Origin of the sequence: Pseudovibrio sp. Tun.PSC04-5.I4, assembly GCF_900104145.1 — a bacterium.
In the GTDB taxonomy this organism is placed as follows: Bacteria; Pseudomonadota; Alphaproteobacteria; order Rhizobiales; family Stappiaceae; genus Pseudovibrio.
On the sequence record NZ_FNLB01000006.1, the window covers coordinates 2,985,729 to 3,009,953 of the forward strand.

Consider the following 24,225-nt stretch of genomic DNA (forward strand, 5'->3'; position numbering starts at 1 on the left):
GACGGATCGAATAAATGACGAATGGTGATCGCATAAAGCGGCCCAAAACAAAGCAACTTAGTGATGCTGACAAGAAATTGTGGGATCGCGTCAAAGCCACTTTGACGCCGATGCACAGGGATCGTCTTGCCGATTTGCTGGAGGATACGACGCAGCTATCCGAGCCTGAGCTGGAATTTGCGCACCCTCACGGGACTGTGCACCCTCAACCTCAGCTCAAACCGCAGCTGTTATCCCCGCCGAAACCACGCGCCTCTCAGAGCAAAAAATCTCGTGCTCTCAATGGGAAGACTGCGCCTGATTACTCGCCACCGAAACCCGTTATCCCCGCTATTCCTCCGCTTACGCCGCTGAACAAGAAGGAACGTAAAAAGGTTTCTCGTGGCGGTAAGGGCTATATTGACGCGCGGGTCGATCTTCATGGTTTGACGCAATATCAAGCCCACCAAAGGCTGACCTCGTTCATTTATCAATCTCAAGCCATAGGTTATTCCCTCGTGCTTGTGATTACAGGCAAGGGGTTAGACAGTGCCTGTTCCCCTTATGGAGATGACCGCGGCGTGTTGCGCCGGATGGTGCCGCAATGGCTCTCCCTTCCTGATATGCGCAGCTGTGTGGTAGGATTCGACCAAGCCCATGTTTCCCATGGTGGCGGTGGTGCAATTTATGTACGCATCCGCAAGCGCAAGAAATAAGGCAGGACGCTCAACACGATGACGCCTTTTGGAGCCAAAGTTAGAGAACTGCGGGTAAAGCAGCAAATCACTCTGAAAGAAATGGCCGAAGCTCTTTCTGTTTCCTCGGCATATTTGAGTGCGCTTGAACATGGAAAACGCGGCACACCGACTTGGTATATGGTTCAGCGCATTATAACCTATTTCAACGTTATCTGGGATGAAGCCGAAGAATTACAACGGCTTGCAGAACTCTCAAACCCCAAGATCACCATTGATACGGGTGGATTAACACCGCGCGCCACCGAACTCACTAATATGCTGGCAACTAAAATTAATAAGCTATCAGATGAGTCTCTGGAGCATCTCATCCATCAATTAAGAGTCGTTAGCTCGCGCGACAATATCTAGTCTAACTGGGCAAAGCTCTATAAAGTCGAATTGCTGACTTTTTTGAACTGGACTGCTGTTATGACGCCTGAAGAACTCAAAGTGGATCAACTGATTGACCCGAGCTCACTTCTCAACGAACTCAACGCGTTGGTTGAGGCTTATGATGGTGATGGCAGCAATTTCAAGCTACGCTGTGACGTCCTTGCAAAGCTGAAGGCAACTCAAAAAGCAGCCAGCATAAAGATTGAGGAACATCTGAAGGAGGATTCTCTCGGGCGGCGTTGTGCAGAGCGCCTTTCCTGCGTGCAGGATCACCTTATTCAGGTCATCTACGAGTTTGCGGTTACTCACGTCTATCCCATTGAAAATCCTAGTAAATCTGAACGCATCAGTGTGATTGCCGTTGGTGGGTATGGGCGCGGAACTCTTGCCCCGCATTCTGACGTGGATCTGCTGTTTCTCTGGCCGTACAAACAAACAGCCTGGGGCGATCAGGTCGTTGAGTTTATCCTCTATATGCTGTGGGATATGGGGCTTAAGGTTGGGCATTCTACCCGCAATCTTGATGAGACTATCAAGCAGTGCAAAGAGGATATGACCGTTCGAACGGCGATACTCGAAGCCCGTTATGTGTGGGGAAATCTTGAATTATTTCAAGAACTTATGTCCCGTTATGAAAAAGAAATCGTTTCCGGAACCGGTGCTGAATTTATTGCAGCTAAACTTGTTGAGCGCGACGAGCGCCATGAACGTCACGGGGCTTCCCGTTATCTGGTTGAGCCAAATATCAAAGACGGCAAAGGCGGGATGCGAGATCTAAACACACTGTTCTGGATCGCCAAATATTTCTATCGTGTTCCCAACGGGTTAGGCCTTGTTGCAAAGGGTGTTTTCTCTCGCCGTGTATTGAATCGGTTCCGAAAGAGTCAGGACTTCCTGTGGGCCGTTCGTTGTCACTTGCATTTTGTGACCAATCGCCCCGAAGAGCGCTTAAGTTTTGATTTTCAAAAGGAAATCGCTGATCGTCTTGGGTATATGGATCATCCCGGTATGCGCGCCGTTGAGCGGTTTATGAAACACTACTTCCTTGTTGCAAAAGACGTAGGAGATCTCACGCGTATTTTTGCAGCTGCACTGGAAGAACAACATGTGAAATCCGCTCCGAGTATTTCGCGGTTCATAGGTAGCTTTGTTCCCGGCAGCAGGCACAAGCGTCGATCTATCAAAGGAACCAAGGACTTCCTTGTTGAGAATGGGCGAATTATTTCGGCAAATCCTGATGTCTTTATCAAGGATCCAGTCAATCTCATTCGGATTTTCTATCTGATCGACAAAACCAATTTGGATTTACATCCGGAATTACTGAAACTGATTCGTCGATCCCGCAAATTGATCAACGCAGATTTTAGGAAGAACGAACAGGCCAACCGTTTGTTCCTGAAAACTTTGACGAGCCGCAGCGATCCTGAAACTGTGCTTAGAGCAATGAACGAATCGTCTATCCTCGGTCAGTTCCTTCCTGAGTTTCGGAAGGTGGTCGCGATGATGCAATTCAACATGTATCACCACTACACAGTTGATGAACATTTGATCCGCTCTGTCGGAGTTCTCTCAGAGATTGAACGCGGACTTGGCGGCGACAATCATCCGCTGGCGACTGACCTCATCAAAGCAGTCAACAGTCGGAAAGTTCTTTATGTTGCAATGCTTTTGCATGATGTTGCAAAGGGCAGGCCAGAAGATCATTCCATCGCCGGCGCAAAGATTGCACGGCGGATGTGCCCGCGCCTTGGTCTCTCTCGATCTGAGACTGACACGGTTGCGTGGCTCATAGAACAACATCTCGAAATGAGCACAGTTGCGCAATCGCGTGATTTGAGCGACCCGAAAACCATCAAGGATTTTTGCCGTAAGGTTCAAAGTCTCGAACGCCTGCAACTTCTTCTCATTTTGACGGTTGCTGACATCCGCGCTGTTGGTCCTGGCGTTTTCAACGGTTGGAAAGGTCAGTTGCTGCGCACGTTATACTACGAAAGCGAAACCATTTTGAGTGGTGGCCACGGACGCATGAGCAAGCAGCAACATGTTGAATTTGCTAAGCAAGAGTTGGCTGAAAACCTGAGTGGCTGGACGGATGAGGAACTGGATAGTTACCTCAACAGGCATTATCCGGCTTACTGGTTACGCGTCGACTTGAAGAGCAAAATAACCCACGCAAACCTTATTCGCACAATTGATGCGGAGGAGGAGCACCTTGCGACTTCCGTTGAACCGCATGCCTTTGAAGGTGTTACAGAAATTACAGTTCTTGCGCCGGATCACCCGCGCCTTCTTTCCACCATTGCTCGCGCTTGTTTTGCAGCTGGCGCTAATATCGTTGATGCACATATTGATACAACCAAAGATGGCTTGGCTTTGGATACTATCTACATCAGCCGAGAATTGCCGGAAGACGAAGACGAGCACAGACGTGGTGAGCGGATTAGTTGCTTGATCAAAGAAGCTCTGCGCGGAACCTCTCCCATTCCTGAGATGAAGACAGCGGCACAGAAAGCCAATGCACGAAACAAGGTGTTCTCTCTACAAACCACTGTTCTTGTTAGTAATTCATGGTCAGAGAGCTATACGGTACTTGAAGTAACAGGCCTTGACCGCGCTGGTTTGCTGAGTGATCTGACGACAGAGATTTCCGCGTTGAACCTGAATATCGCAAGCGCTCACGTTGGAACATTTGGCGAGAAAGCAGTCGATGTTTTCTACGTGACTGATTTGACTGGTCAGAAGGTTCACAATGTGGGACGTCAGGATTCCATTCGCGATAGATTGAGAAATGCCTTTGACGGCAAAAAGCCACAAAAAGCACCTACCAGCTCTCGTCGCAAATCTCAAAAAACTGCAGGTAAATGATTCTTTATGAGCCTTTTCAAAAGCTTCGCCACAGTTGGTGGCGCAACAATGCTAAGCCGTTTATGTGGGTTTGGGCGAGATGTGATGTTGGCTGCCTTCGTTGGCACCGGCCCTGTTGCAGATGCTTTCGTGGTTGCTTTCCGTTTGCCAAACTTGTTTCGGCGACTTTTTGCCGAGGGCGCTTTCAACTCAGCCTTCGTGCCGCTGTTTGCGCGGTCTGTTGAGGAGGATGGTGAAAAGGGCTCCCGTGAGTTTGCTGGCGAGATTGCCGCTGGTTTGTTCTGGACGCTGGTAGTTATCCTCGCGCTGGCAGAAGTTTTTATGCCGCTTTTGGTTCACTTACTCGCGCCGGGTTATTATTCTGATCCCGCAAAGTTTGATCTCACCGTATTAATGTCGCGAATTGCCTTCCCGTATTTGTTGTTTATGTCACTTCTCGCTTTCATCAGCGGAATCCTTAATACATTTCAGCGATTTTTAGCCGCAGCTATGGCGCCCGTCATGCTCAACCTCGTCATGATGGCAGTCCTTGCGGCTATTGGGTTCTATGGAATGAAGCCCGATCAAACCACAGGCGTATTGCTTGTTACCGGGGTTGCGATTGCCGGTGTTCTCCAACTTGGTGTTGTTGCTATTGGAATGAAGCGCCTTGGCTTTCGCATTCCAATCGTGCGGCCACGGTGGACGCCAAACGTTAAGCGCTTGCTGATTTTGGGTGTTCCCGGCGTTATTGCTGGCGGTATTACCCAGATCAACATTACGGTTGGGACGATCATCGCATCGCTGGAAAGTGGCGCAAATTCATACCTTTATTACGCAGATCGGATTTATCAGCTTCCGCTCGGTGTCGTTGGTATTGCCATTGGTGTGGTTCTACTGCCGAGCTTGACGCGTCAACTTCGCTCCGGTCAGGAAGACCTCGTTTATCATAGTCAAAACCGGGCGATGGAGTTTGCGTTGGCCCTAACCCTGCCGGCCGCTGTTGCCTTGGTGATCATTCCAGACACTGTTATTTCTGTGCTTTTCCAACGTGGTCAGTTTTCAAATGCAGCCGTTGAGCAAACTGCTCTCGCATTGATGGCGTTTGCCTTCGGTTTGCCAGCATTCGTTCTAAACAAAGTTCTATCTCCGGGCTTTTTTGCGCGGGAAGATACCAAAACACCTATGTATTTTGCAGGTGTCTCTATGGTGGTGAACGTCACGCTGTCCATTCTGTTATTCCCTAGCTTTAAACATGTCGGCATTGCGATCGGCACTACAGCTGCCGGTTGGGTCAATACATCGCTTCTTGCATTTGTATTGTGGCGGCGCGGTCACTTTGTGGTTGATGCTGCATTGATGAAGCGGATTCCGTTATTGGGCTTTGCAAGTGCGTTGATGGGTGTTGTTGTTTACGCTGGAACTATCGTTTTGGAACCACTTTCGGAATCTAACTTGTTTGTAGTGAGAGCAAGTGAGCTTATCCTGCTGGTTCTTATCGGCCTGATTTCCTTTGGAGTTCTGGTGCAATTGACTGGCACCGTGGATTTTCGCGCACAAATGCGGAAATTGCGGCGATAACAACCACCCCATTCAGGAAACCACTTGCACCGCACGTGATGGCTCGCCATAAACATGCCGTTCTGGTTAAATTACCAGCCCACAGGCCCTTCCACCGGCCGTAGCTTAGGGATTTGCGAAAATGACGGCGTTTCAGCCTCGCGTATTCTCCGGTGTTCAACCCACCGGAAACCTTCATCTTGGTAATTACCTTGGTGCTATTATCCGCTTCGTTCCGCTTCAGGACCAGATGCCGACTATCTTCTCCATCGTTGATATGCATGCAATCACGCTTTGGCAGGACCCTACTGAGCTGACACAGCAGACCCGCGAAGTAACGGCTGCTTACCTTGCGGCCGGTGTTGATCCGAAGAAGTCGATCATCTTCAACCAAAGCCAGGTGAAAGAGCATGCTGAACTGGCATGGATTTTCAACTGTGTCGCTCGCATGGGCTGGCTGAAGCGCATGACTCAGTTCAAGGACAAAGCAGGGAAACACGCGGAAAACGCTTCTGTTGGTCTGTTTGCTTACCCTAACTTGATGGCTGCGGATATTCTGGCTTATCGTGCAACTCATGTACCGGTTGGTGATGATCAGAAACAGCATCTTGAGCTGACACGCGACATTGCGCAGAAGTTCAACAACGACTTTGCTGAGCGCATTAAAGAGCTTGGCCTTGGAGTTCCTAATCCTGAGCCAACTCATGATGCACCGGAAGAAATCTTCTTCCCAATCACAGAGCCAATGATCGCTGGTCCAGCAACCCGCATCATGAGCTTGCGTGATGGTAACAAGAAGATGTCCAAGTCTGACCCTTCTGATCTTTCCCGCATCAACCTGACAGATGATCAGGATACGATTGCGAAGAAGATCAAAAAGGCAAAGACTGATCCGGAAGCCTTGCCAAGTGAAGTTGATGGTTTGAAAGACCGCGCTGAAGCTGACAACCTTGTTGGCATCTACGCTGCACTGGCAGGCCGCACAAAAGCTGATGTTTTGGTAGAGTTTGGCGGACAACAGTTCTCAGCATTCAAGCCGGCCCTTTCTGAGCTTGCCGTTGAAAAGCTGGCACCAATGAACAGTGAAATGCGCCGCCTGATGGATGATCCAAGCACAATCGATGCTGTTCTCAGGGACGGTTCTGAACGTGCTGCTGCGATTGCTGAGCCCGTTCTGCATGATGTTCGTCGCATCATTGGCTTCCTTGAAAGCCGCCGGGGCGCGTAAGGTTCAATATCAATATTGAGAGAGCCGTGGATCATCTGCGGCTTTTTCTGTTTTCGGGTTCAACCTTTGGTTTCCAATGCAACTAAAGAAAGATCCGAAAACGCAATAGATTACTTGACGTATTGGTTAATTCGCGGCCTAAGAGGCCTATATCGCTGGATATTTTCTGTGGCCGTGCTTATTTCGCAGAAAATTGACCGGAAATGCGCTCTATTTGCGCTGTGTTTATTGACAGAGGGCTAGTTGCACCCCTACATCCTTGCTGATTGATAGGTGGGGCTTCCCCCAATACATCAGATGGTCGGATTAATGATTGAAACTCGTATTGATCGACGGTTCGCTAAGCTCAAGGCTGAAGGACGTCCTGCACTCGTAACCTTTATTACAGCAGGAGACCCGGACCTCGCCACCTCACAGGCTATTTTGGATGCACTTCCAGAAGCTGGAAGTGACGTTATTGAGCTTGGAATGCCGTTTTCCGACCCTATGGCTGAAGGTGTGCCAATCCAGCTCGCGACGCAGCGGTCTCTGGGCAATGGCCACACCATGAATAAAACGCTCCAAATGGTGCGTGATTTCCGACAGAAAGACAACGAAACACCAATCGTTCTGATGGGGTACTACAACCCTATTTTCGTACGTGGTAGTGCAGCTTTTGTGAAAGAAGCTCGCGAAGCTGGTGTTGATGGTCTGATTGTTGTTGATGTGCCTGCTGAAGCAGATGACGAACTCTGCATTCCGGCAATTGAAGGCGGTATAAACTTTATCCGCCTAACCACACCAACAACTGATGACAAACGTTTGCCGACTGTTCTCGCCAATACTTCTGGTTTCGTTTACTACGTTTCCGTTACTGGTGTGACCGGCGCAGCAGCTGCTGATACGGCAGATGTTGCGAAGGCAGTCGGGCTTATCAAATCCCACACCGATCTTCCTGTTGCTGTTGGTTTTGGCATCAAAACCGCAGAACAGGCTGAAAAAATTGGCAAATACGCTGACGGTGTTGTGGTTGGCTCTATCCTTGTTGAGGCTATTCGGAAGAGCCTTGACGAAAACGGTAAGGCCACAAATCAGACACAAGCTGCTGTTACCGACCTTGTGAACTCACTACGTGTGGGTGTAGAAAAAGCTCGGAAATAAGCATTGCTTTACGTATGGCCCTTTTAATGGTCATTAAAAATTGAAAACGAAATTAGAGACAGGCGGCTGCCCGTGAACTGGATTAATAACGTTGTTCGGCCGAAAATCCGCAGCTTTCTTGAAAAGCGCGAAACGCCGGAAAACCTTTGGATCAAGTGCCCTGAAACCGGCGAGATGGTGTTTCACCGCGACTTGGAGGCAAACCAGTGGGTTGTGCCGAATTCCAACTTTCACATGCGGATCACCAGCAAGAAGCGCTTAGAGTACTTCTTCGATAATGGTGAATTCACGAAGATCGAGACTCCAGAAGTCGCTATCGACCCGCTGAAGTTCCGCGACCAACGCAAGTATGTTGACCGTCTGAAAGACGCAAAAGCCAAGACCGAGCTTGATGACTCCGTTTTGGTTGCGACTGGTAAGGTCAACGGCTACGACATGACGACTGCTGTGCAGGACTTTGCCTTTATGGGTGGTTCTCTTGGTATGGCAGCTGGTGAAGCTATCATTCGCGGCATCGAAGTTGCTCTCGAGAAGAAAACACCATTCGTTATGTTTGCTGCTTCTGGTGGCGCACGGATGCAGGAAGGTATCCTGTCACTGATGCAGCTGCCACGCACAACGGTTGCCGTGCAGATGCTTCGTGAAGCTGGGTTGCCGTACATTGTGGTTCTCACCAACCCAACAACGGGCGGTGTTACAGCTTCCTACGCGATGCTTGGCGATGTGCAGATTGCAGAACCGAATGCATTGATCGGCTTTGCTGGCCAGCGCGTGATTGAACAGACAATTCGCGAGAAACTGCCAGAAGGCTTCCAGCGTTCTGAATACCTTCGTGATCACGGCATGATCGATATGGTCGTTCACCGTCATGACATGAAAGAAACTATTTCCAAACTGTGTAACCTGCTGTTGAAGCGGGAGACTTTGCTGCCAGAGCTTAACGAAGAGCCTGTTGAAGCGGAAGTAAGCACAGAGGTTGCGGTAACCTCCTAAGCTCTTACTGCTTGTGGACTTACGCATTGAATTTTAAAGTCCGGCATAATCGTGCCGGACTTTTTCTTTATCTGGATGTCCTACGAGATTTGAAAGCGGATCAAAATGAACAAAATCAATGCCGCCCTTGATCGTCTGATGAAACTTCATCCCGATGAGATTAATTTGTCTCTAGACCGCATGCTTCGCATTTTAAAGGCGCTGGGGAGCCCTGAGAAGAGCGTTCCACCAATCTTTCATATCGCAGGGACGAACGGCAAAGGTTCAACTGGTGCCTCCATCAGGGCACTGCTAGAGGCGCAAGGGAAACGAGTTCACGTTTATTCGTCTCCACATCTGGTTCGCTTTAATGAGCGCATACGGTTGGGGTCAACTGGCAAGTTCGTCGACGACGATGCATTACTTGTGGCCATTGAACGGGTTGAAAAAGCCAATGGCGGAGAAGAGCTCACCTTCTTTGAGGCAACGACAGCGGTGGCATTTTGCCTTTTTGCAGATACGCCCGCTGATTATCTCGTTCTGGAAGTTGGTTTGGGTGGTGTTTTGGATGCAACCAATGTCATTGAAAAACCACTGGTGAGTGTGATTACGCCAATCTCCAAGGATCACGAAAACTTTTTGGGTAACAGCCTTGAAGGGATCGCGCTGGAAAAAGCGGGAATTATCAAACCCGGATGCCCTGTGGTGGTTGGACCACAGACCGATGCTATTCGCGATTTAATTGAAAACACGGCTGGACGTCTTCGTGCTCCAGTTTGGTTTCAGGGTCAGGAGTTTTCCGCCTGGGACGAGGGGGGACGGCTCGTTTATCAAGATGAGTTGGGCCTGTTAGATTTGTCTCCACCAAAGCTTGCCGGCTTCCATCAAATCTCAAACTCCGGCCTGGCACTTGCAGCGATCCGCGCAGCAGGCTTGCTTGAGGGAGATGATGCGCAAAACGTTTGCGACAAGGCACTCCGCTCCATCAATTGGCCAGCGCGGATGCAGCCGCTTTATGAAGGCGCGTTGTTTGATGAGCTTCCGAAAAACTGTGAAATCTGGGTGGATGGTGGCCATAACCCCGGAGCGGCTGAAGTCATTGCCTCATTTCTAGCGGACCTCACCGATAAAGCATCCCGGCCAACCTATCTCGTGATGGGTATGATGAACACAAAGGACCCGGAAGGTTTCTTCGAGCAGTTCGAGGGCTTGGCGAAACATGTCCTATGTGTGCCACTAACAACCACACAGGCAGGGCGCTCTCCCATTGAACTGGCCGAAATTGCAAAGGCCTCTGGTCTTTCTGCGTCAGCTCACGGCAATCTGGACCGCGCTATAGCGGAAATTTCTCGGCGATCTAAACTGGATAATGAAGCACCTCGTATTTTGTTTGGTGGTTCTCTCTATCTTGCTGGCGAAATACTGGCTCGAAACGGCACGCTACCAGAGTAAGTAGGCATCGATTCAGATGCGAAACATTTATGAATTCGGACTCGAAATAACCAAATCAGCAAAAAGGGAGGCTCCCGCCTCCCTAAAATTCCCAGAAAATCAATTCCGTTTAACCTTCCAAACCTTCAAAAAGTGCGGTTGAAAGGTAACGTTCTGCGAAGCTTGGGATGATGATGACGATGTTTTTGCCTGCCATTTCATCTCGCTTTCCAACTTCAATTGCGGCTTTTAAAGCAGCGCCTGAGGAGATACCGACAGGGACGCCTTCCGTTTTCGCGACTTCCCGAGACAGTGCGAATGAATCTTCGTTAGAGACAGTCACGACTTCATCGTAAATTCCGGTATCCAGAACACCTGGCACAAAACCAGCGCCAATACCTTGAATTTTATGGGGACCAGGCTGGCCGCCGGAAAGCAGAGGGCTATCCGCAGGCTCTACAGCAACAACGTGCAAGTTTGGATTGCGTTCCTTGAGCACCTGAGACGTGCCTGTGATGGTTCCACCCGTTCCAATGCCAGAAACGAATACGTCTACGTGGCCGTCTGTATCGTTCCAGATTTCTTCCGCTGTGGTTTTGCGGTGAATTTCTGGGTTTGCCGGATTTTCGAACTGCTGAGGAATGATGGCATCAGGCAGTTCTTGCTGAAGTTCTTCAGCGCGGGCAATAGCGCCCTTCATGCCCTTTGGTCCTTCTGTCAGGTCGATCTCAGCACCCAGAAGCTTTAGCATTTTTCGGCGTTCAATGGACATGGTCTCAGGCATCACAAGGATGAGCCTATATCCTTTCGCTGCCGCAACAAATGCAAGTGCGATACCCGTATTACCAGAGGTTGGTTCAATCAGCGTGGTTTTGCCGGCCACGATTTTACCGGAGGCTTCCATCGCTTCAATCATAGCAACACCGATACGATCTTTCACGCTTGAGATCGGGTTGAAGAACTCAAGTTTGGCAAGCAAGTTTGCTTTGACACCATGAGCTTTCGCCAAGCGATCCAAACGCACGATTGGCGTATTGCCGATTGTCTCTGTGATTGAAGAGTAAATTTTTCCACGACCGGGTTTGGAAGTGCTCATCGAAATCCCCTTTGCGCAATCTAACTAAATCAATTTGAGCCCGTTTCTACCTCAAGAATCTAAAGGCCTAGGCTCATGAAACTCTGATTGAAATGTAGGTAGTGCTAAGGGTGTTTTCGAGGTTTCAAAAACCCCAAAAACCGTAACTGGTAGAATTGAGTTGCTAAATTAGGCCATAAAATAGAAATACGTTCTATCACAAGTTGAGATTAGGACTGACTTTCACATCATCTCCGGTTTAGCTTTGCAGAAGGGATTTTTTATACTGACATTTTTGCGATTTCATTTAGGCCAAGCAGTGTTGGTAACTCCGACATATCACCGAACGTGACAGCGCCAAGCGATTTGGCCTGCGCAATATCGGCATTTGCATCGCCAGTGTAATTGAATACGCGCATACCCGCCGCTTTTGCCGCTTTGATGCCAGCAATACTGTCTTCGATGACAACGCACTGCTCGGGCTTAAAGCCCATACCTTTTGCTGCATAAAGGAAGATATCCGGTGCGGGTTTGCCCATTTTGCAATCCTGAGCGGAATAGAGCACATCTTTAAAGGTATCCCAGAGCCCAGATGAGCCGAGTGTCATCTGCATCTTCTCGTAACGACCAGAGGAGCCGACGCAGAATGGTATGCCTGCCGTTTTGAGATGCGCAACCATATCCAAAATACCCGGAATTGGTTCGATACCAGTTTCAAACGCTTTGAGATCCGCCAAACGCACTTGAGCGGCCCAGTCCTCTGGCAGTTTAGTACCGCTTAAGCGCTCTGCTTCTTCTTTAATGGTATCCATCGCCGTTCCGGTAAAACGGTGATGGCATTCCAAAGGAGAGAAATCCAAGCCGATCTCTTTCATGAAGCCTGACAAGACTTCATTCGCAATTGTTTCGGTGTCAACAAGCACCCCATCGCAATCAAAAATCACCAGTTCCGGCTTCATGCTAATTCCTTGTATTTCTTAGAGTCCTGAGGAGCCAAACCCGCCAGATCCGCGCTCTGTGGTTTCTAACTGCTGCACTTCTTCGATGAGAACCTGTGTAACAGGAGCAACTACCATCTGAGCGATCCGCATACCACGTTCAATTATGAACGCTTCCTCGCCAAGGTTGATGAGAATGACTTTCACTTCACCGCGATAGTCAGCATCAATAGTACCCGGCGTATTGAGTACCGTAACACCATGCTTGGCCGCCAAACCTGACCGGGGGCGAACTTGCCCCTCGTGCCCGTCTGGAAGAGCGATGGAAAGGCCCGTTGGCACCATTGCGCGCTTTCCCGGTTGCAATTCAATACTCTCAGTATTTGCAGCTCTTAAATCCAAACCAGCTGCTTGAATGGATTGATAGGCTGGAAGCTCTAGACCTTCGCCGTGGGGAAGGCGCGTAATTTTAAGCGTTTTCGTCATCTGAATGCCTATTGATATGCGACCACCTATCTAGCAGGAGAATTCCGTTCCTTCCAGTGCTGGATTTCAAGAAGACACGCACTGACGAACTGATTGGTGCACTATTAGTGAACAGTCCTATCAATTTTAATGCCATTGGCGAGCATTACTGAATGGATTATGTTCACTTGGACGAAAATTTCATCAACATAACGAAACGAAAAGCGTTTCACATGAAACAATCCCCTTTATTTCTACCCCATGGCGCGCCGGACCTCGCAGTGAGCGAACATCTGGCATCCTACCAATTTTTACAAAACCTCCCCGGTTCAGAGACTTCCCCGCAAGCGATTGTGGTGGTCTCACCCCATTGGCAAACTGAGCGATTAGCGCTCAACGCCGCCGGTCCCCTGAAGACAATTCATGATTTTCGCGGTTTTACGCGTGAACTTCATGAAATTGAATACCCCGCCGAAGCACCAGCTTGGTTGGTCCATAAAGTTCAGGATGCCGTTACACGCTACGGACTGGCAATTATTGAGGATGACACATGGGGACTGGACCACGGGGCATGGGTACCGCTCAGCCTTGTCTATCCCGAGGGCGGAATCCCGATTGTTCAGGTCTCATTGCCGCATTCTTATGGCCGGGAAGACAGTTATCACCTGGGCAGAGCGTTATCGTCGCTGAGTAACGAGGGAATTCTCATAATCGGTAGCGGAGCGTTGACGCATAACTTCTCGGAGCTTGGGATCGAAGGAGAACAAGTGCCTAACTGGGCATTGGAATTCGATCATTGGATTTCAGATCAACTTTCCAAAGGAGAGCTTTGTGCATTGTTGTCCTCAGGCAATCACAGGCAATACAATAAGGCTCTGCCAACAGACGAGCATTTTTTGCCACTTCTTGTCGCTTTAGGGGCCGCAGGCTCGAAAGCCTACGGCGAAAAACTGCATGAGAGCTTTAGTTACCGCTCAATCAGTATGAGTGCCTTCAGGTTTCACCACTTAGAAACCTGAGCGTTCTTAGTTCAACTCGTGGAATTTTTGCTTCAACGCGTACAGAGCTTCATGTGCCTGACGAGGTGTCATGTCATCAGGGTCGAATGTTTCTAGGAGCTCGGAAAGTTCATTCGATACAGAGGCTTCAGGCTCTTGTTCCGGCTCCGGAATTGTATTCAGGGGCTGGGAGAAGGATGCAAACAGCGGCAAGTCATCCAGTAATGTTTTAGTTGGCTTATTGGTGTCTTGCTCTTCCAGCTGAGCGAGGATCTTCCGTGCACGGTTCACAACTGACTTTGGCAATCCCGCGAGTTTGGCAACCTGAATACCGTAGGAGCGATCTGCTGCGCCTTCTACAATTTCGTGCAGGAAAACAACGTCACCCTTCCATTCTCTCACACGCACGGTTGCATTATTAAGGCGCTCCAGACGCTCTGAGAGGGCCGTAATCTCATGGTAATGCGTTGCAAAGAGTGATCGGGAGCGATTTGTTTCGTGCAAATGTTCGATAGCGGCCCACGCGATGGAAAGACCATCAAACGTTGCGGTACCTCGGCCAATCTCATCAAGAATAACCAGTGAGCGATCTGTCGCCTGATTGAGAATAGCTGCCGTTTCCACCATCTCCACCATGAAGGTTGAGCGACCTCTGGCAAGATCATCGGCGGCACCCACGCGTGAGAACAGGCGGTCAATCACGCCAATATGCGCGTTCGTTGCGGGAACGAAACTACCCATTTGCGCAAGTACGGCAATCAAAGCATTTTGGCGCAAGAAAGTGGATTTACCGGCCATGTTGGGACCAGTAATCAACCAGATCTGCCCATTTTCAAAGGTATCCAGCGGTCCAAGGTTTACATTATTGGCTACAAACGGCTCGCCAGACTTTCGCAGCGCTTGCTCAACAACCGGATGGCGACCACCTTCGATGGTGAATGCAAGGCTCCCATCAACTATCGGGCGACTATAACCTTCTGCTTCCGCCAGCACCGCAAGAGACGTGGAGACATCCAAAATAGCGAGCGCTTCAGCAGCTGCTTTGATTTGTGCTCCCGCTTCCACAACGGCTTTGGTCAACTCATTGAAGATTTCCAGCTCAATAGCCAGCGCGCGTTCACCAGCACTTGCGATTTTGCTTTCAAGATCCGCAAGATCTGTAGTGGTAAAGCGCATTGCGCCGGCCATGCTCTGGCGGTGAATGAACCTTGCCGGGTTATCCTTCATCGGGTCAGATTGTGCTGTTGGGGCTTCCATAAACCAGCCAAGCACGTTGTTGTGTTTTATTTTCAACGAGCGAATGCCAAGCTCTTCTGCAAGGTCCGCCTGCATTTGAGCAATGACCTTGCGGCTTTGATCTCGCAGGGCTTTAAATTCGTCTAAATCCGCATGGTACCCCGCAGCAATAAAGCCGCCGTCCCGCTTGAGAAGAGGGGCCTCGTCTGCAATTGCCTGCGCCAGCTTTTCGCCCAGAGCATGTGGAGCTTGTTCCAATCGCTGGACTGCAAAAACGACTTCCTGAGGATACGCACCACCGGATGCCAGCAAACCAGCGATTTCACGGGCTGACGTCATCGCGTATGCGATCGACTGCAAATCACGCGGGCCTCCACGATCAACAGCTAAGCGAGACAACGCGCGAGACATGTCTGGTGCAGATTTCAAGAGGCTGCGAATACCTTCACGCTGCAGGGTGTCAGATGCAAAAAACGCAATTGTATCTTGTCTTTGGCCAATTTGTTCCGGATCCGTAAGGGGACCAGCAAGGCGGCTTGCGAGTAACCGGGAACCCGCGCCAGTCACCGTTTTATCAATGGCTGACAGCAGACTGCCACGGCGCTCACCGGAGAGGGTACGTGTCAATTCCAGGTTGGCGCGCGTTGCCGGATCAATCAGTAACTGGCCTGCAGCGGCCTCCTTTACTGGAGGATCCAGAGGAGGGCGCTCACCCAGCTGAGTTTTATCGATATATGCCAGAATGCCACTTGCTGCGATCAATTCAGCGCGTGTGTAATTGGCAAAACCGTCCAACGTACCGACGGAGAAGTAGGAGGAGAGGCGGTCTTGAGCTGTTGCGCCGTCAAAGAATGTGCGTGGGACTGGAGACAATGCCGCGCCGAGTCCTTCGACTGTCGCCCGCAATTCCGCCTCCTGCAGCAGCACATCTGCCAGTACCAGTTCTGATGGGTCAATACGCGCCAGATCCGCGGCGAGGCGAACATCATCGCTTTCAGCAACACGGAACATGCCGGTCGACATATCAACCCATGCCAGACCGTAGGTGTTGCCTTCAGATGTGCTGCCACCTTTCAGGCGCGCTAAGGAGGCGAGGAAGTTGTTTTTATTCGCATCCAAAAGGCGTTCTTCGGTGATCGTGCCCGGCGTTACCAGACGCACAACATCACGGCGTACCACTGATTTTGCACCGCGCTTTTTGGCTTCAGCGGGGTTTTCCAGTTGCTCGCACACAGAAACGCGATGGCCGAGGCTAATCAGTTTTTGAAGATAATCATCGGCTGCATGAAAGGGAACGCCGCACATGGGAATATCCTCCCCATCGTGCTTGCCACGTTTGGTAAGTGTAATACCGAGTGACCGCGACGCGATTTCGGCATCCTCAAAAAACAGCTCGTAGAAATCACCCATCCTGTAAAACAGAAGGCTGTCCGGATTGGCCGTCTTGATTTCAATAAATTGCGCCATCATGGGTGTGACGCGGCCTTTAGCTGGGGAAGGCTTTTCAATATCTGCAGTAGTCATGACGCAGACACTAGCAAATGGTTCTATGTGTTTCACCCGTGTCCGTTTAGTTCACAGCTTGAGAACGAGAAATTACGGGGATAATGTCAGCCAAGGATACTATAAAGAACGCTGCACATAAGGGTGAGGAAAATTTCACATGCCAACCACTGATAAAACAGCAAGCTCTCAGGTCAGTTTCACTGATCAAGACGCGCTGAACTTTCACCAAGAGGGAAAGCCGGGTAAGCTTGAAATTACGCCAACCAAACCAATGGCCACTCAGCGAGACCTGAGTTTGGCTTATTCCCCTGGCGTTGCTGTACCAGTGCTGGCAATTGCAGAAGACCCAAGCAAGGCTTACGATTACACCACGAAAGGCAACATGGTTGCCGTTATTTCGAATGGCACCGCGATTTTGGGCCTCGGCAACCTTGGCGCTCTTGCTTCCAAGCCTGTGATGGAAGGGAAGGCCGTTCTTTTCAAACGCTTTGCTGATGTGGATTCCATTGACCTCGAAGTGGACACCTCAGACGTTGAGGAATTCATCAACAGCGTAAAACACCTCGGCCCTTCATTCGGCGGCATCAACCTTGAAGATATCAAGGCACCTGATTGTTTTATTATTGAACAACGCCTGCGTGAAATCATGGATATTCCGGTATTCCATGACGACCAGCACGGCACGGCTATTATCGCAGCCGCCGGTTTGATGAACGCAGCCCACATGACGGACCGCGACCTTGCTGATGTGAAAGTGGTTTGTAACGGTGCCGGTGCAGCTGGTATTGCTTGTATCGAGCTGATTAAAGCAATGGGTGTTCAGCATGAAAACGTCATCCTTTGCGACACAAAAGGTGTGATTTATCAGGGCCGTGAAGCTGGAATGAACCAGTGGAAGAGTGGCCACGCGATTAAAACAGATAAAAGAACACTGGAAGAAGCGCTTGACGGTGCTGATGTGTTCCTAGGCGTTTCGGTTAAAGGGGCCCTCACACCTGACATGGTGAAGACCATGGCACCTAACCCGATTATCTTTGCGATGGCGAACCCTGACCCTGAAATCACCCCGGAAGACGCGAAGGCAGTTCGGCCAGATGCGATTGTTGCAACGGGCCGCTCTGACTATCCAAATCAGGTAAACAACGTTCTTGGTTTTCCATACATTTTCCGCGGCGCTTTGGATGTTCACGCAACAACCATCAACGACGAGATGAAAATCGCGTGTGCACAGGCGCTTGCAGAGTTAGCGCGTGAAGATGTTCCTGATGAAGTTGCAGCTGCTTATCGCGGTAGCCGACCTCGTTTCGGACCCGAATACATCATTCCGGTTCCGTTTGATCCACGTCTGATTTCCCGTATTCCGCAAGCCGTTGCACAAGCTGCAATGGATAGCGGAGTTGCTCGCCGTCCGATTGTGGACATGGATGCGTATGGTGCACAGCTGCAAAGTCGCCGTGACCCAATTGCCGGAACACTGCAGCGGATCATCTCCAAAGTTCGCCAGAATCCAAAGCGGATTGTGTTTGCGGAAGGCGAAGAGCCTGCTGTTATTCGTGCGGCCTCTGCTTTCGTTGCACAGGGACTTGGTGAAGCTATTCTCGTTGGCCGTGAAGATGAGATCCGCGCCAATGCGACATCTGCTGGCATTGATGTAAGCCGCCCAGGGATTCGCCTGGAAAGCGCGCGTACCTCAACACGCAATGCGGACTATGCAGATTACCTTTACTCCCGCTTACAACGCAAAGGGTACCTCCAGCGCGATTGTCAGCGTCTCGTCAACAATGACCGTAACTATTGGGCCTCTATTATGGTCGCACGCGGTGATGCGGATGGTGTTGTAACGGGCACTACACGAAATTATTCCGTTGCGTTGGAAACGGTAAGCCGGTGCATTGATACCAAGCCGGGACATCGGGTCATTGGTGTTTCCATTGTTATTACGCCGGGTAAAACCGTTCTTGTCGCAGACACCGCTGTTCATGAAATGCCAACATCTGAAGAGCTAGCAGATATTGCAGAGGAAGCAGCCCACGTTGCTCGCCGCCTAGGCTCTGAGCCTCGCATCGCAATGCTTGCATACTCCACCTTTGGTCATCCGCATGGTGAACGCACAGAACGTCTTCAGGAAGCCGTGAAAATCCTTGATCGTCGCCGTGTTGATTTTGAATACGATGGAGAAATGGGTGCTGATATCGCGGTCAACATGGACAAAATGGCTGCCTATCCATTCTGCCGCTTGAATGGACCAGCTAATGTTTTGGTTATGCCTGCGTTCCATTCTGCATCCATCGCAACCAAGCTTCTGGAAGAACTCGGTGGCTCTACACTGATCGGTCCATTGCTGGTGGGTATGGATAAGCCAGTTCAGATTGTGCCAATGGGTGCGAAAGACAGCGAGATCTTCAACATGGCAGCTATTGCGGCTTACAACATCACTTAGCTTGGCACGAGAGAGTACTTAAAAAGGCGCCGCATCAGCGGCGTTTTTTGTGCTCAAATCCAAATAGGCAAAGGGTACAGACAACTTTAATATTTACATATCTTTCCAAAATGACCTCCCAGCATCAAACACCTCTTCACTATATCCCGGAAATGCATGAGGGATTAATACGTATTTTGGGTACTGTTATGAGCAGTTTGATAGCGTCTGGAAAGGCGGAGTTTTGGAGTTTATCTATGTCTAAAAGTAAGATTGAAGTTTCAGAACATAGGTGGGCGCAGAAGGTTTACCAGGTTCAGGCTTGGAAATTTGAAGGTTACGATGGTGACCCAACACCAGCCGACGTTATTGCACATTGCAAACAAAAGAATGCGAATTTCAAGAAAGACCTGAAAAAATTCAAATCTCAAACGAGTCTCCTAAAAACCAAAGAACAAAGAGAGACTTTTGATGGTTTGTATAATAGAGCGACGGTTTTTATCACGCATGCAGACGATCACTTAAAAAAGAAAGAAATCGACGAAGCCGATAACTCACTTGATGATGTGAGTGCTCTTCTTGACGGTCTGGGACGCGTCTTTCAGGCACAAAATTCTGGTATGAATGACAAAAATGGTTCTCACTCTCAAAATGGCCCACGAAATGAACCAAACACCGCGTCTCAAAAAATTAAAGCAGCTGAATACACCGCACGTCTAAAAGACAGTAAGGCTCACCGAAAGATCTTTGTCGTTAAAGAACAAAGAGAAAATTTTGACCAACTTTTCAAACAGGCAGCCTGGGTTACGAGCGAAACAGACAAACTCATAAGTAAAAATGAGACGCAAACGGCTGATGACCTACTGTTTCAGGCTGAATCTTCGTTACAAGGCCTCGAAACCATTATCGCACTTGGCCGGCAAACCGCTGAAGAATATGAGAGTGTAAAAACAGCTATCCAACTAGCGAAAAGCAGAATGTCAGAAGCTTACGGATTGCGTAAAGCGATAACCAACAAAGGAAAACAGAAAGAGTTTTCGGGACAACACAAGCAGGCCAAGGATCACATAAAACAGGTAGAGAACCTACTAAAGCGGGGGGATGTAAAAGGCACCCGACCTGTGCTTGCTTCGCTCTCCTCGATAGTTGAAAAACTAGACGCCGCGGTAAACATTGTCAGAGAAAAAGAATGGGCACCGCTTGATGAAAGTTACAATCGTAAGCTGAAAGCCAATAGAGCTGAGATGCAATCATACTACCAGCAGATCAATACCATTCCAGACAAAGCTGCCAAGAGGAAATTTGAGAAAAACTATGCAACAGCTATTAATTTAGTAGCTGAGACTAGCGACATCATAGAACGCGACGGACAAGCCGCCGAAGAGACTGTCAAAAGCAATCTCACTGCATTGGAAACCATAATTACTGTATTGGAAGACTGTGTCGTCAATGCATTAGTTGCTGCGACAAACCCAGGAAATGCAGATACCAACCAACAACAAAGCACTACCACTGACAGGAATATATCAGACCTAAATGCCTGTCGCGCTGAGTTAGAGGCTGCTCAATCGACGCTCAATACGACTTTGGGGAAGCGCGGAGTACTTTCTGATCCTGAATTAGCGCATGAATTCCAACAATACGGGACTGCAGCGCAGGCATACATAACAGAGGGCCTTAATTATATTTCAGGTGGAAAGCTTCAAGAGGCGCGGGGGAAATTAGCGGCTTGCACGTCCGCAATCACTTCCATGGAGTTTTCCATAGGAGCCTCCCAAACCACAGACCCGAGAAGTCGTCAGCAGGAGAATGGCGGTGCTACCAACCAAATTGCCAACGAGCAAAAGGAAGCAGAGCTTCGTCAAAAAGCCAATGCCTATCGGAATATCCTGAAGGACACTAGAAAAACACAGAAGCAACTAGAAGCGCACCGCTCCAAGATTGTTGACCCTGAGAGATTGAACGAATTTGACCTTCTCATAAAGCAAATTAATGAGCTAGTACCAATAATTGGACGGACACTCGCCTCAAGACAACCTGGCAGAATTGAAAAATCAGAGCAGTTACTTCCTGCGCTTCAAGAAGCCTCGCAAAAAGCAAAGGCAATCATTGATGCCGTACTTGCAGCTGCTGATGCAAAGGCCAAGGAGCCCAAACAGAAAAAGATTAAATACAAAAACGGCGCTAGAGGCATCCGGAACAATGTAAATGCGCGCGAAAAGCCAAGTGGTCCTAATCCCGAGTTTTATTGCGAAAAGCAAGACGGTCAGTTCTGCCTTAAACATGCGATGAACGCTTGTCTTGGTTTTGGGGCAATCTCCGTGGAAGATATGGAAGAAGGACTACTGCAGGTCAATATTGATGGCTTCAAAACCCAAACTGAACCCCAGACCTTCAGCGAACTGAAAGGGTATTATCCAAACCTGACACTTCCAGAAATGCGGAAGCAGATCGCAAAGGATCCAGAGAAGTTCTATCGCAATGCCGCTAAGGCCCAATATGAGACGCTTTTCGGTACGACCCCAGCCGAAGTAATTAGAACCCAAGGTTCAGAACCTACAATGGGGCTTGCAATCGTCAATGCAAAACAGAAAGAGCTTGGGTTACCAGAACTAAAAGATACTTGGCTCGAGAAACCTAAAACGTCAGCGGACGTTCAAGCAAACGTTGATAAAGTCAAAGAAATTACAGAGAAAAATGGTGCCGACCGATTGGTTATAGGCGCTGGTGGCCACTTTATCGCCCTCAGAAAAAATGCAGAGGATGAATGGTTTGAGGTTGATAGTCTGGCAGATGGTGCAACCCGGATCAACCTTGATGAATACATCAAAAAACAGGCTATCAATAACAAGGAAGCACTCGCGATCCTTCACTTTTCTGAGGAAGTGACTTACAAAAAAGATAAAGGCGCTTCTGGCCAGAGGTAGGCTTTTGCTCTAGGGAAAATAGCAAGCGCGTTGGTTAAACGCGCCGCATATATCCCTTGTGAACCCAGCCGATTTGCTCGGATGTTTGCGGATCACGGATACCTAACCAATTTCCTTTGCAATCGACAATATTTATTGCTTGGTTTGGTATCAGTCTACCAACCACGTTGTAATTTGTTCCGGGTCCGGTGCGGAGATTAAGAATTCCAGACTTCAACGGTTTCACTGCATAAACACCAGCACAGGCTTGGTTGAACCCAATAGGAATCTGCGGTTGATGTTGGTAAGGGGTTTGTGCTGCTGACTGATTTGAAAAAACTAGCAATGACCCACAAATAGTCAACGCAATCAGTCCTTTGCGGCGGGTATCAGAATTTCTCATTGGTCTCGTCCTTTATCAGGCTCTTTGAATGACCTACATAGGGTGACAAACCCCGATTATTTTGGTCTAACAATCCTACTGATATTGCTTGAACACGGTGCAAATATGGTCTCTTCCGCTATGATAAAAATCTGCGGTATCTCTACTGAAGAAACAGCTGACGCGGTTACTAATGCTCATGCCGATATGATTGGTTTTGTGTTTTTTCCTAAAAGTCCCCGCCATGTTTCTGTGAAACAGGCTAAGGAACTGGCAGATCACGTGAGAGGCAAAACGAAAATTGTAGCCCTCACAGTAAATATGGATGACGCAGGCCTTCGAGAGATCTCAGAGGTTATTGCGCCTGATGTTTTTCAGTTGCATGGAAGTGAAAGCCCAGAACGGTGTGCTGAAATTCGAGAGATTTTTGGTATTCCAGTCATGAAAGCTTTTGGTATTTCCTGCGCGGAAGACCTTGAAGCGGTACAGGCCTATATTCCGTTTGTTGACAGGCTGCTCTTTGATGCAAAGCCACCAAAAAATTCCGATATTCCAGGAGGAAATGGTGTCAGCTTTGATTGGAAACTGCTACAAGGCCTAGAACTTGGAAAGCCGATCATGCTTTCTGGCGGCTTAGGCCCGGAAAACGTTCGCGAAGCTTTGGCTATCTCTGGTGTTCACGCTGTTGATGTTTCATCTGGCGTAGAACGGGAGAAGGGCGTTAAAGATATCGAGTTGATTAAGGCTTTTGTGCGTGAAGCGCGCAGCGTTGCCGAGTGAATTTGGGAAGAGTTTATGAACCAGCAAGCCAACACATTGCGCTCCGGTCCGGATGATCGCGGCCATTTCGGTGATTTTGGAGGCCGTTTCGTTGCTGAGACGCTTATGCCTCTAATCCTTGATCTCGAAAAAGCTTATAGCGATGCAAAGGCTGACCCAGCTTATGCTGCGGAGATCCAAAATCTCAACACCCATTACATTGGCCGTCCATCTGCACTGTATTTTGCTGAACGTCTAACTGAAGAGCTGGGCGGCGCAAAAGTTTACTTTAAGCGTGATGAGCTGAACCACACAGGGTCGCACAAGATCAACAACTGTATTGGTCAGATCCTGCTTGCAAAACGCATGGGCAAAACCCGTATCATCGCTGAAACGGGTGCAGGGCAGCATGGTGTTGCGACTGCAACCGTTTGCGCACGCTTTGGTTTTCCTTGCGTCGTGTATATGGGTGCGACCGATATTGAGCGACAGAAGCCAAACGTATTCCGCATGAAGCTTCTTGGCGCTGAGATTGTTCCTGTAACGGCTGGTGCAGGTACACTCAAGGACGCGATGAACGAAGCTCTGCGTGACTGGGTGACAAATGTTGACGACACTTACTATCTGATCGGTACAGCGGCTGGTCCGCATCCGTACCCGGAAATGGTCCGTGATTTCCAATCAGTCATTGGTGAAGAAACCAAAAAGCAATTGATGGAAGCAGAAGGCAGATTGCCAGATGTTCTCGTTGCTGCAGTTGGTGGTGGCTCCAACGCAATTGGCTTGTTCCACCCGTTCCTTGATGATCCGTCTGTAGAGATCTACGGCGTGGAAGCAGGTGGTAAAGGCCTTGAAGGTGATGAACATTGTGCATCCCTCAACGCTGGTAAGCCAGGCGTTCTACATGGAAACCGCACATACCTGCTTCAGGATGATGACGGACAGATCCTTGAAGGGCACTCTATATCCGCTGGTCTGGATTACCCAGGCATTGGCCCAGAACACTCCTGGCTTAAGGATACTGGCCGTGTCAACTACGTGCCAGCAACAGATATAGAAGCGTTGGATGCGTTCCAGATGCTAACTCGCGTTGAAGGTATTATTCCGGCTCTGGAACCAAGTCATGCGCTCGCACAGGTCATTAAAATGGCCCCGAAGATGGACAAGGACCAGATTATCGTTATGAACCTTTGTGGTCGTGGTGATAAGGACGTGTTCACCGTAGGCAAGATCCTTGGGTTCGACCTCTAATTCCCT

The 24,225-nt window shown here is 49.3% G+C and carries 18 protein-coding genes; 13 read left to right on the forward strand and 5 right to left on the reverse strand.

Going from position 1 to position 24,225, the window contains the following annotated elements; all coding sequences use genetic code 11:
* The first annotated feature begins 14 nt into the window (after positions 1-14).
* From BLS62_RS19130 to BLS62_RS19165, 8 genes are all read left to right on the forward strand, one after another.
* Positions 15-695, forward strand: coding sequence for a Smr/MutS family protein (locus tag BLS62_RS19130; protein ID WP_093184035.1), 681 nt, complete (start codon positions 15-17; stop codon positions 693-695).
* 18 nt (positions 696-713) lie between these two features.
* Positions 714-1,085 carry a helix-turn-helix domain-containing protein gene (locus BLS62_RS19135; RefSeq protein WP_093184038.1) on the forward strand — a complete coding sequence of 124 codons (372 nt, stop codon included), beginning with the start codon at positions 714-716 and terminating at the stop codon, positions 1,083-1,085.
* A 60-nt stretch (positions 1,086-1,145) separates the two neighbouring features.
* Complete coding sequence (locus BLS62_RS19140) at positions 1,146-3,974, forward strand: [protein-PII] uridylyltransferase (RefSeq protein ID WP_093189233.1); 2,829 nt, start codon at positions 1,146-1,148, stop codon at positions 3,972-3,974.
* Positions 3,975-3,980: 6 nt separating this feature from the next.
* Positions 3,981-5,534, forward strand: a complete 1,554-nt coding sequence (murJ, locus tag BLS62_RS19145) for a murein biosynthesis integral membrane protein MurJ (protein ID WP_093184040.1) — start codon at positions 3,981-3,983, stop codon at positions 5,532-5,534.
* Positions 5,535-5,655: 121 nt separating this feature from the next.
* Positions 5,656-6,741: a tryptophan--tRNA ligase gene (gene trpS / locus BLS62_RS19150; RefSeq protein ID WP_093184043.1), complete on the forward strand. Its 1,086-nt coding sequence runs from the start codon at positions 5,656-5,658 to the stop codon at positions 6,739-6,741.
* 309 nt (positions 6,742-7,050) lie between these two features.
* Positions 7,051-7,881 carry a tryptophan synthase subunit alpha gene (gene trpA, locus BLS62_RS19155; RefSeq protein WP_093184046.1) on the forward strand — a complete coding sequence of 277 codons (831 nt, stop codon included), beginning with the start codon at positions 7,051-7,053 and terminating at the stop codon, positions 7,879-7,881.
* A gap of 72 nt (positions 7,882-7,953) precedes the next feature.
* The gene (gene accD, locus BLS62_RS19160) at positions 7,954-8,874 is read left to right on the forward strand and encodes an acetyl-CoA carboxylase, carboxyltransferase subunit beta (protein WP_093184048.1); all 921 of its coding nucleotides are present in this window, start codon (positions 7,954-7,956) and stop codon (positions 8,872-8,874) included.
* 105 nt (positions 8,875-8,979) lie between these two features.
* Positions 8,980-10,305, forward strand: a complete 1,326-nt coding sequence (locus BLS62_RS19165; RefSeq protein WP_093184050.1) for a bifunctional folylpolyglutamate synthase/dihydrofolate synthase — start codon at positions 8,980-8,982, stop codon at positions 10,303-10,305.
* Positions 10,306-10,414: 109 nt separating this feature from the next.
* Here the strand turns inward: BLS62_RS19165 and cysK are convergent, their stop codons facing one another.
* The 3 genes from cysK to dut all read right to left on the reverse strand — a co-directional run bounded on the left by cysK (position 10,415) and on the right by dut (position 12,783).
* Positions 10,415-11,380, reverse strand: a complete 966-nt coding sequence (gene cysK, locus BLS62_RS19170; RefSeq protein ID WP_093184053.1) for a cysteine synthase A — start codon at positions 11,378-11,380, stop codon at positions 10,415-10,417.
* A gap of 260 nt (positions 11,381-11,640) precedes the next feature.
* A complete protein-coding gene (locus BLS62_RS19175) occupies positions 11,641-12,318 on the reverse strand; it encodes an HAD family hydrolase (protein WP_093184056.1) in 678 nt (225 codons plus the stop codon).
* Positions 12,319-12,336: 18 nt separating this feature from the next.
* Complete coding sequence (dut, locus tag BLS62_RS19180; RefSeq protein ID WP_200798543.1) at positions 12,337-12,783, reverse strand: dUTP diphosphatase; 447 nt, start codon at positions 12,781-12,783, stop codon at positions 12,337-12,339.
* A gap of 212 nt (positions 12,784-12,995) precedes the next feature.
* On the opposite strand from dut, the gene BLS62_RS19185 reads away from it, so the two are divergent.
* Complete coding sequence (locus BLS62_RS19185) at positions 12,996-13,781, forward strand: DODA-type extradiol aromatic ring-opening family dioxygenase (RefSeq protein ID WP_093189236.1); 786 nt, start codon at positions 12,996-12,998, stop codon at positions 13,779-13,781.
* 6 nt (positions 13,782-13,787) lie between these two features.
* Here the strand turns inward: BLS62_RS19185 and mutS are convergent, their stop codons facing one another.
* Entirely contained in the window at positions 13,788-16,520 is a 2,733-nt protein-coding gene (gene mutS, locus BLS62_RS19190; RefSeq protein ID WP_093184061.1) for a DNA mismatch repair protein MutS, read from the reverse strand.
* A gap of 139 nt (positions 16,521-16,659) precedes the next feature.
* On the opposite strand from mutS, the gene BLS62_RS19195 reads away from it, so the two are divergent.
* Together BLS62_RS19195 and BLS62_RS19200 are read left to right on the forward strand one after the other, a co-directional pair.
* Complete coding sequence (locus BLS62_RS19195) at positions 16,660-18,942, forward strand: NADP-dependent malic enzyme (protein ID WP_093184064.1); 2,283 nt, start codon at positions 16,660-16,662, stop codon at positions 18,940-18,942.
* A gap of 236 nt (positions 18,943-19,178) precedes the next feature.
* A complete protein-coding gene (locus tag BLS62_RS19200; protein WP_093184066.1) occupies positions 19,179-21,848 on the forward strand; it encodes a coiled-coil domain-containing protein in 2,670 nt (889 codons plus the stop codon).
* 34 nt (positions 21,849-21,882) lie between these two features.
* Here the strand turns inward: BLS62_RS19200 and BLS62_RS31770 are convergent, their stop codons facing one another.
* Positions 21,883-22,230 (reverse strand): SH3 domain-containing protein, encoded by a 348-nt coding sequence (locus BLS62_RS31770; RefSeq protein WP_208990965.1) that lies wholly within the window; start codon positions 22,228-22,230, stop codon positions 21,883-21,885.
* Between the two features lie 105 nt (positions 22,231-22,335).
* Here BLS62_RS31770 and BLS62_RS19210 point away from each other — a divergent pair, with 105 nt between their 5' ends.
* Both BLS62_RS19210 and trpB read left to right on the forward strand, forming a co-directional pair.
* Positions 22,336-22,989: a phosphoribosylanthranilate isomerase gene (locus BLS62_RS19210; RefSeq protein WP_208990966.1), complete on the forward strand. Its 654-nt coding sequence runs from the start codon at positions 22,336-22,338 to the stop codon at positions 22,987-22,989.
* Positions 22,990-23,004: 15 nt separating this feature from the next.
* Entirely contained in the window at positions 23,005-24,219 is a 1,215-nt protein-coding gene (gene trpB, locus BLS62_RS19215; protein ID WP_093184071.1) for a tryptophan synthase subunit beta, read from the forward strand.
* The last annotated feature ends 6 nt before the right edge of the window (positions 24,220-24,225 follow it).

Excerpts from the sequence above, each read along its gene's own strand:
- BLS62_RS19195 (WP_093184064.1), top strand. The coding sequence starts at position 16,660 with ATGCCAACCACTGATAAAACAGCAAGCTCTCAGGTCAGTTTCACTGAT.
- trpB (WP_093184071.1), top strand. The coding sequence starts at position 23,005 with ATGAACCAGCAAGCCAACACATTGCGCTCCGGTCCGGATGATCGCGGC.
- BLS62_RS19130 (WP_093184035.1), top strand. The coding sequence starts at position 15 with ATGACGAATGGTGATCGCATAAAGCGGCCCAAAACAAAGCAACTTAGT.
- BLS62_RS19200 (WP_093184066.1), top strand. The coding sequence starts at position 19,179 with ATGTCTAAAAGTAAGATTGAAGTTTCAGAACATAGGTGGGCGCAGAAG.
- trpS (WP_093184043.1), top strand. The coding sequence starts at position 5,656 with ATGACGGCGTTTCAGCCTCGCGTATTCTCCGGTGTTCAACCCACCGGA.
- cysK (WP_093184053.1), bottom strand. The coding sequence starts at position 11,380 with ATGAGCACTTCCAAACCCGGTCGTGGAAAAATTTACTCTTCAATCACA.
- BLS62_RS19140 (WP_093189233.1), top strand. The coding sequence starts at position 1,146 with ATGACGCCTGAAGAACTCAAAGTGGATCAACTGATTGACCCGAGCTCA.
- trpA (WP_093184046.1), top strand. The coding sequence starts at position 7,051 with ATGATTGAAACTCGTATTGATCGACGGTTCGCTAAGCTCAAGGCTGAA.
- BLS62_RS31770 (WP_208990965.1), bottom strand. The coding sequence starts at position 22,230 with ATGAGAAATTCTGATACCCGCCGCAAAGGACTGATTGCGTTGACTATT.
- BLS62_RS19165 (WP_093184050.1), top strand. The coding sequence starts at position 8,980 with ATGAACAAAATCAATGCCGCCCTTGATCGTCTGATGAAACTTCATCCC.
- BLS62_RS19175 (WP_093184056.1), bottom strand. The coding sequence starts at position 12,318 with ATGAAGCCGGAACTGGTGATTTTTGATTGCGATGGGGTGCTTGTTGAC.
- mutS (WP_093184061.1), bottom strand. The coding sequence starts at position 16,520 with ATGACTACTGCAGATATTGAAAAGCCTTCCCCAGCTAAAGGCCGCGTC.
- BLS62_RS19135 (WP_093184038.1), top strand. The coding sequence starts at position 714 with ATGACGCCTTTTGGAGCCAAAGTTAGAGAACTGCGGGTAAAGCAGCAA.
- BLS62_RS19210 (WP_208990966.1), top strand. The coding sequence starts at position 22,336 with ATGGTCTCTTCCGCTATGATAAAAATCTGCGGTATCTCTACTGAAGAA.
- dut (WP_200798543.1), bottom strand. The coding sequence starts at position 12,783 with ATGACGAAAACGCTTAAAATTACGCGCCTTCCCCACGGCGAAGGTCTA.
- murJ (WP_093184040.1), top strand. The coding sequence starts at position 3,981 with ATGAGCCTTTTCAAAAGCTTCGCCACAGTTGGTGGCGCAACAATGCTA.
- BLS62_RS19185 (WP_093189236.1), top strand. The coding sequence starts at position 12,996 with ATGAAACAATCCCCTTTATTTCTACCCCATGGCGCGCCGGACCTCGCA.